The organism is Rhizobium ecuadorense (assembly GCF_001187535.1).
Lineage (GTDB): Bacteria > Pseudomonadota > Alphaproteobacteria > Rhizobiales > Rhizobiaceae > Rhizobium > Rhizobium ecuadorense.
Genome location: NZ_LFIO01001020.1, coordinates 1 through 7,125, shown reverse-complemented (window position 1 = coordinate 7,125; position 7,125 = coordinate 1). Strand labels below are relative to the sequence as shown.

General features: G+C 62.3%; 7 protein-coding genes and 1 pseudogene. 3 read left to right on the top strand and 5 right to left on the bottom strand.

All coding sequences use genetic code 11. The annotated features are described in order from the left end of the window. Nucleotides 1–88 precede the first annotated feature (88 nt). Nucleotides 89–1,006 carry a DMT family transporter gene (locus tag AF337_RS18560; protein ID WP_193393639.1) on the bottom strand — a complete coding sequence of 306 codons (918 nt, stop codon included), beginning with the start codon at nt 1,004–1,006 and terminating at the stop codon, nt 89–91. 72 nt (nt 1,007–1,078) lie between these two features. Here AF337_RS18560 and AF337_RS18555 point away from each other — a divergent pair, with 72 nt between their 5' ends. Continuing rightward, complete coding sequence (locus AF337_RS18555) at nt 1,079–2,008, top strand: LysR family transcriptional regulator (protein ID WP_049733216.1); 930 nt, start codon at nt 1,079–1,081, stop codon at nt 2,006–2,008. On the opposite strand, the pseudogene AF337_RS18550 reads toward AF337_RS18555, so the two are convergent. The 3 genes and pseudogenes from AF337_RS18550 to AF337_RS43300 all read right to left on the bottom strand — a co-directional run. Beyond that, nucleotides 1,980–2,321 (bottom strand): annotated as a pseudogene (locus AF337_RS18550) (GNAT family N-acetyltransferase); the annotation flags it as partial. The gene AF337_RS18555 and the pseudogene AF337_RS18550 overlap by 29 nt on opposite strands. A 112-nt stretch (nt 2,322–2,433) precedes the next feature. Further along, a complete protein-coding gene (locus tag AF337_RS18545) occupies nt 2,434–3,528 on the bottom strand; it encodes an MFS transporter (protein ID WP_225881075.1) in 1,095 nt (364 codons plus the stop codon). A 187-nt stretch (nt 3,529–3,715) separates the two neighbouring features. After that, nucleotides 3,716–3,883: a hypothetical protein gene (locus tag AF337_RS43300; RefSeq protein WP_160320328.1), complete on the bottom strand. Its 168-nt coding sequence runs from the start codon at nt 3,881–3,883 to the stop codon at nt 3,716–3,718. Between the two features lie 104 nt (nt 3,884–3,987). On the opposite strand from AF337_RS43300, the gene AF337_RS18540 reads away from it, so the two are divergent. After that, nucleotides 3,988–4,899 (top strand): LysR substrate-binding domain-containing protein, encoded by a 912-nt coding sequence (locus tag AF337_RS18540; RefSeq protein WP_049733214.1) that lies wholly within the window; start codon nt 3,988–3,990, stop codon nt 4,897–4,899. 387 nt (nt 4,900–5,286) lie between these two features. Here AF337_RS18540 and AF337_RS18535 read toward each other — a convergent pair whose 3' ends face one another. Next, nucleotides 5,287–5,892 (bottom strand): TetR/AcrR family transcriptional regulator, encoded by a 606-nt coding sequence (locus AF337_RS18535; protein WP_049733213.1) that lies wholly within the window; start codon nt 5,890–5,892, stop codon nt 5,287–5,289. 94 nt (nt 5,893–5,986) lie between these two features. Here AF337_RS18535 and AF337_RS18530 point away from each other — a divergent pair, with 94 nt between their 5' ends. Continuing rightward, nucleotides 5,987–6,823: a DMT family transporter gene (locus AF337_RS18530; protein WP_244471285.1), complete on the top strand. Its 837-nt coding sequence runs from the start codon at nt 5,987–5,989 to the stop codon at nt 6,821–6,823. Nucleotides 6,824–7,125: the final 302 nt, after the last annotated feature.

Here is a 7,125-nt window from a genome sequence, read left to right as displayed (position 1 = left end):
ATTCCGGACGCAAAACCGCTGCGCACTTTTGCTGGAATTGCTCTGGATCTGGGGCGAGAGCCGATCACCTTCGGGGACGAATTTGTCTCTATCGCTTCCGCATCACATTGACGACAAGCACACCAAGGATCGCCATGACGCCGCCGACTGCGCCGAGCGCCGTCGGCGTCTCACCCAGCCAGAGGAAACCGATCAGCGTGGCGACCGGCGGAACGCCGTAGAGAAAGTTGGAAGCGCGGGCGGCCGTCAGCCGCTTCAGCGCGATCGCCCAGGTGAGGTAGCCGATCGCCGTCGGGAAGATGACGAGATAGGCAACACCCCAGTTCACCTCCGCCGGGGCGGCTGCCAGCGCCTGGATCGTCGCCGGAACAGCCGGAAACAGCGGCACGGAACCGATCAGCAGGATCCAGGCGGTGACGGCAAGCGCCGGCATCCGGCCGAGCAACGGCTTCTGCAGCACGCTGGCGATCGCCGAGCAAAGTGCTGCGCCGAGGATGAGGATGGCATTCGGATCAAGCTTGAAGCCGCCGTCGGAGGCAACGGCAATCAGCGCTACGCCGCCGAAGGAAACCGCGGTACCCGCCCAGCCCCAGCGGCCGAAGCGCTCGCCGAGCGCGAAGGTGGCGATGAGGGCGGTAAAGACCGGCATGGTGTTGATGATGAAGCTCGCCGGCCCTGCCGCAACCGTCTGCTCGCCGGTGTTCAACAAAACCGCATAAGCGGCGATGAAGAGCACCGCGGCAACGGAGAGGCGGACGACATCGCGTTTTCCCGGCAACGGCCGGTAGATCACGAGGTAGACCAGGGCGATGGCACCGGCTGCCACATAACGCGCTGTCGCCAGCTCGATCGGCGTCAGCGGCCCGAGGCAGATGCGGATCACCACGAAGGAGGACGCCCAGAAGAGAATGGTAACGACGATCGCCGCAAAGGCGACCAGATCGAACTTGCCTTGCTCCTTCGTCGAAACCGGTGCGCTTGCCGCCATGCTCATTGACACCTCCATTTGTGCTTCGACCAAGGATTAAGCCGAGGATGCGTGCTTGAAAAGCATCGCAATCGATGATCAAATGTGCCTATGGTTCACAGCTCGCCGGTGCTCCCGCCGCTCGATACCCTTGAGACCTTTGCCCGTGCTGCCCGGCTCGGCTCGTTTTCCGCTGCGGCCGAGGAAAGCGGCATTACCCATGGCGCCGTGTCGCGTCAGGTCTCCCGCCTCGAGCGCTGGATGGGCGTGCGCCTGTTTGCCCGCGAAGCCAGAGGCGTGCGCCTGACGCCGGAGGGCATGCGGTTTTTCGCGCGGGCGGAGGAAGCGCTTTCGCTGCTCGGCAATAGCGGCGAGCGCTGGCTGCCTCGCCGCAACAAAGCGGTGGTGCGCCTGTCGGTGACGCCCTCCGTCGCCTCGTTGTGGCTGTTTCAGCGTCTGCCGAAGCTCGAAGGAAACGAGTTGCATGTCGAACTGACGCTCGAACACCGGCTGGCGGATTTCGGCGAAGGCACCGATCTTGCCATCCGCTGCGGCAAAGGGCCGTGGGCCGGCGTGCGCGCCATGTCTCTCTGGCACGAGAAATCCTTTCCTATCGCCGCCCCGGCGCTGGCAGACCGGCTCGGCCAGCGCTCCGACGCGCTTTCGCTGCTCGACCTGCCGATCCTGCACGATTCGAATATCGAAGGCTGGCGCCGCTGGCTTGCCCGCGAGGGCGTCGACTATACGCCGCGCGGCCACGATCGCCGCTTCGAGGATTACAATCTGGTGATCGATGCCTGTGCGCAAGGGCTCGGCATCGCGCTCGCCCGGCCGCCGCTATCGGACGCGGCGCTGGCCGCCGGGCGCGTCGTCGCCGTCTCGGATCGGACACTCGATTATCATGTGGCCTTCCATCTGATCCGACCGGACGATGCGCTCAGAAGTCCTGCCATCGAATTTGCCAGCCGCTTCCTGCGCGAGGCCGGCCATGACGAGGCGACGATCGCCGCCTTTATCGCACCCGGCCGGGCGAAACCGTAAGCGGAAAACCCTTCGTTACTCCGCCGGAAACGACAGCCGTGCAGCCGATCGATTTCAGATAGTCGACAGCCTTGCTGGTCAGCGCCGATGCGATACCGCGCCGGCGGAAGGCGTCGGCGACATAGACGGACCAGATGTAGCCGTGCAGCCGCTGCTCTTCCCGGATGACCTCCGGAAACGGCGATTGGTGCAGTTGGCAGGATGCGGAACCGGCGATTTCACCGTCGACGACGGCAAGGAACGACGTCAGACGCCGCTCCTCGCGGCCGGTTCTGATGAAAGACAAGTTCCGTGCCACCGCATCGGGCCTGTAACCACGTCTTCGCCATTCCCCTTTAAAGCTCTTCTGGCTCGAATGGGATGGAAATCGGACCGTCGGTTTTCAAGCGCCTCAAGAACGAAGCTGCCGTTTCACACCCGCGCGTTCACCGACGCAACGTTCGAGGCCCGGCTACCGCAACGAAGGCAAGTGCCGCAGCGATCAGGAGCAGCGCTGTGCCGAGGTTGGAGATCTGCGCAACGCCGCCGATCGCGGCCGGGCCCATGAGAATGCCGGTATAGCCAATGGTCGTGACACTTGCGATCGCAAGGCTCGCTGGCATGCGGCTCTGAGCTCCCGCAGCGGTGTAGAGGACTGGCACGATGTTGGACGCGCCGAGGCCGACAAGGAGGAAGCCGGCCAAGGCAAGGAGCCGCATCGGCGCGAAGACGGCAAGGACGAACCCCGCAGCGCTGACGAGACTACCGACCACGAGAATCCAGGTACCCCCAAAGGCCTTCACGATCCCGTCGCCAGTCAAACGGCCTACGGTCATCGCGATTGCGAAAGTCGCATATCCGAAGCCGGCAACGGCGGGATCGAGGCCATGTGCCTCGATCATGAAGAGCGCACTCCAATCTAGGATTGCCCCTTCGGCGAGGAACAAAATGAAGCACAAGAGACCGATGACGATTACGATCCCATTAGGCGCAACGAAGAGCGGCGCGCCCTCCGCTTCACGATTGCCGTAAGAGAGGAGAACCCGGCGCGACGCGAGCGCGAGGACAACCACAGCCCCGCTGACGACAAGGGTCGCATGCAGTGGTTCGAAGCCCGAATGCATGAGAAGGCTGACACCGCCCGCCCCGAGGATACCGCCAAGGCTGAAGATCCCGTAGAAGCCCGACATCATGTTGCGGCCGCTGTCCTTCTCGACCATCACCGCCTGGATATTGGTCGCAACGTCGAGAGTGCCGAGGCTCGCGCCGAAGATCGCCAGCGAGATCGCCAGCGTCACCACCTCGTTCGAAAGTGCTAGCATTGGTAGGATGAGGGCGACGGCGAGCGAGGATGCGAAGAGTACTGTTCGACATCCGAAGCGGTTCGCCAGAAGTCCGGTGAGCGGCATCGTGACGATGGAGCCGAGCCCGAGGCAGAGAAGGACGAGGCCTAGGGTTCCGTCGTTGATGGCAGTTCGCGCCTTCGCGAACGGTACGAGCGGCGCCCAAGCCGCCATCGCGAGGCCTACCGCCAAGTACATGGCTCGGGTCCCCCACTGTTCGGGACCTCGGGAGCGGTGATAAATGTGGGTTGCGGCGGCGCCGTCGGAGGCTACAAAGGTCATTGGGAACTCGTTGAGGATCTTACGGACGTTGGTACACTTCGTCCGCGATACAGGTCGGCGGACGCGACGATTTCGACACCGTAGGTGACCATCCCGCGTCGCTTCAGCAGGACTCGACATTTTCGCTGATATGCTTGGCATAGAACCGTCCGGCATAGACGCCCATGAGGGTTTCGGGTGTCTCCCACAGGTGCCGGAAGGGCGACTGTTCAAATCGGCGTGCTCCGACGCGAACGGTGTCGTTTGGATCAAAACGGACGGAGTCACTCATCAGGATGCCTTCAGGTCAGACATAAGATTTCCTGTAGGATTGTGGATCTACCGGCTTTATGCAAAGCATTTGATTCGTCGAAAAAGGTTAGATAATCTGACTTCATGTCTGACTGGTTGCCGTCAATGAATGCCCTGCGCGCCTTCGAGGCGACTGCCCGACATCTGAGTTTTGCCCGGGCGGCAGTGGAACTGCACGTCACTCCAGCAGCCGTGAAGCAGCTGGTGCGCAAGCTGGAGGAGACACTCGGTCTGTCCCTGATCGAACGCGCCGGGCGCGGGCTGCGGCTGACGACCGCCGGAGCGGCGGGCCGAGACGAACTGACAACCGGCTTCGATCATCTGGCCGGGGCTGTCCGGCGCATGCGCGCCGAGGGAGGGCGCCGGCGGCTTGTCGTTTCGGCCGAGCCGTCCTTTGCCACCGCCTGGCTGGTGCCGCGGCTGGAGCGGTTCCGCCTTGGCGAGCCCGATGTGGATGTGCTGATCGACTCCTCGGCGCATCTGGTCGATCTGGCTCGGGGCGATGCGGATATCGCCATCCGCTTTGGAGCAAGGCCGGATGACACGCTAGTCACCCACCGGCTGTTCGATGAGGAATTGTGCGCGTTCTGCAGTCCTCAGATCGCGGAAGGGCTGGACGGGCCCACCGATCTTGCGCGTTGCCGGTTCATCCATTGGGAGACCTCCGCCCTCGGCTGGGCGACCGCCACGCGGACTTGGATGGATTGGACACGATGGCTGGGGCAGGTCGGAGCATCAGGCGTCAAGCCTTCCAGCGGCTTGCGATTCAGCGATTACAATCTGGCGGTCCAGGCTGCGATCGCCGGTCAGGGGGTCGTGCTTGGCAGTGGACCGGTTCTTGCTGATCTTGTTTCGGCGGGACTGCTGGTCCGTGCAGTGCCGCAAAGCCTTCGCACCGACGTCGGCTATGACGCGGTGACGACGCGTAGCGCAATCGAGAGGGGCGAGGTTAAGGCCTTCATCGGGTGGATAGCAACTGAGGCCAAAGGCATCTGACGACCGCTCACGGTTTATCCCGGCGCACTCCCACAGCGTGATCGTCTTCCAACAGGTTGAACCCAAGAAAAGGCCCCCGCGAAACCATCCTCGCGCTGCTCTCTGCGCTGTGCCACCGCGCACTACTAGTTACGTGAGATCGGGAATCTCGGCCATGAAGTTCGTTTGATCTCGAAGCCGCCACTCGTCCGTCGATGCGGTTCGTTGTTCCGAAGACTGAAGGCCGGTAGGCCTGCTTCAGGGCTTTCCGGACGCGGGGCCTGTTCGTCTGTCAGCGAACACAGCTTATCAATGCCCCCTGCCCGCCCACCTGCTGATCGCCGGGGACGGTGGTGCGGTATCTCCTGGTCTGAATCCGGGAGCCGAGACTGGTTGGGGAAGGAAGCGCTAGCAGGCGCTCGACGCCGCCCGCAGGGTTAGCCTCTTGAGGCCTTTGTTCCGGAAGCGGGTAAACGCTGACATGTCGTCCGTCGCCTTCACTCGGATAAGCGCTCCTTCGTAGGCCTCGACGATGCATGCGGCGAGATCGGCTATGTCCTCCCCCTTCGCGAGGTCGCCTTCCTGTTGGGCAATGGACAGTAGTTCTACGATGCTCCGTTCCCAGCGATCAAATGAGGTGGCCAGCGCATCAAGTACGAAGGCGCTGCGTCCTGCCGCCGTTTGAGCGAGCACCCCATAGAGGCATCCTGCATAGGGTGCTTCTTTTACCAACTCCTGTTCGAGCATTTCAAAATAAGCGTCAAGACGGGCCAGCGGGCGGCGCGACGTGTCCGAGAACAGCGCCTTCCTGATCCTGCTGTACTTGGCCTCATATGCCTCGATGATCGCGACCACGAAATCGTCCTTGCTCCGGAAGAAGTAGTAGAACGATCCCTTCGGGACATCGACGGCCTTCAAGATCGGTCCGATCCCGACGCCTTCGTATCCATGCGCGAGCAACTGTCGCAAGCCTTCGGAAATGAGACGCGTACGCGTCGCGGATTGAATATCCATAACTAGACCGATCGTCTACAAGGTTGAAAATACACGATACCTGCGTGGAGCATTCACCATGAGTTTATCACAGGAACGGCGTACAGGGATATATATGGTCATCGCGTCGGCGCTCTTGTGGAGTACCGCAGGTTTGTTCGTGCGCATGGCCGACATGGATGTCTGGTCGATAGTCGCTTGGCGGTCGGCCTTCGCCTTCGTGACGCTTGGAGCTTTCCTGGTGGTCCGGGGAGGGGTAGGCAGGCGGTCGCGGTTCGGTGGCTTCGGGTTGCCGGGTGTAGCAGCCTCCGCTGTCTCCGCGTTCGCTGCTATCACGTATATCGCATCCCTTCAGTGGACGACGGTCGCCAATGTGATGACGGTCTACGCCACCTTGCCTTTCGTTGCGACAGGCATCGCCTTCTTCTGGCTCCGGGACCGTGTAAGCTATCGTTTCGTCACCGCCGGCTGTGCGGCGTTCGTCGGCACGGCCATCTCGGTCGGCGCGGCCGTGTCGGCTCGGGATGTGCTCGGTATCCTGTGTGCCTTCGCTATGACGGCAGGGTGCGCCACCCAAATCGTTATCGCTAGGCGCTTTCCCGACATGGACACGACGATGATGACGGCCTTTGCGGCTCTTGCGTGCCTGTGCATCTCGTTGCCGCTGATGCATTTTGGGGTCCCCGCCCCGCAGCAGCTTCTTGCCTGCGCGCTCTACGGGGTGTTCACGACGGGCATAGGTTATATCCTTCTGCTCCTCGGGTCTCGTCGTGTCGGTTCCGGAGAGGCCGGGTTGCTCTCCATGCTCGACGTCGTGCTTGGGCCGGTGTGGGTCTGGCTCTTCTACGATGAACAAATTTCGCTGCCGGTCCTTGTCGGAGGCGCGGTCGTTCTGGCCGCCGTCTTCTGGTACCTCGCGTCGGATCGAAAGCCTGCTGTCGTCGCCGGGTAAGCGATTGCGCCGGACACCGGCCCAAAATTGTTCACTATTTTAGCGCTTTATAAAAGCCGTACAGAGCTTCTGGCGAGCGGACGGGGATGGATATCCCCCGGAGTCGAGTGTGGCCTCGCCCATCACGCCGATGCGATCTCGATCCGGAAATGCTGACCGTCATGCACGTATAGCAACGGCGGACTATACCGGCGTCGACATCGACTATCCGGAGCTGATAGCGCTTAGCGAGGACGAACTCGGCTCACTTCGTCGGCGACGTAGACGGACCAGATGTAGCCGTGCAGCCGCTGCTCTTCCCG

Bases quoted from the DNA above. Each gene is read 5' to 3' on its own strand.
- AF337_RS18545 (WP_225881075.1), bottom strand. From the start codon at position 3,528: ATGTACTTGGCGGTAGGCCTCGCGATGGCGGCTTGGGCGCCGCTCGTA.
- AF337_RS18530 (WP_244471285.1), top strand. From the start codon at position 5,987: ATGGTCATCGCGTCGGCGCTCTTGTGGAGTACCGCAGGTTTGTTCGTG.
- AF337_RS18540 (WP_049733214.1), top strand. From the start codon at position 3,988: ATGTCTGACTGGTTGCCGTCAATGAATGCCCTGCGCGCCTTCGAGGCG.
- AF337_RS43300 (WP_160320328.1), bottom strand. From the start codon at position 3,883: ATGAGTGACTCCGTCCGTTTTGATCCAAACGACACCGTTCGCGTCGGA.
- AF337_RS18555 (WP_049733216.1), top strand. From the start codon at position 1,079: ATGGTTCACAGCTCGCCGGTGCTCCCGCCGCTCGATACCCTTGAGACC.
- AF337_RS18560 (WP_193393639.1), bottom strand. From the start codon at position 1,006: ATGGAGGTGTCAATGAGCATGGCGGCAAGCGCACCGGTTTCGACGAAG.
- AF337_RS18535 (WP_049733213.1), bottom strand. From the start codon at position 5,892: ATGGATATTCAATCCGCGACGCGTACGCGTCTCATTTCCGAAGGCTTG.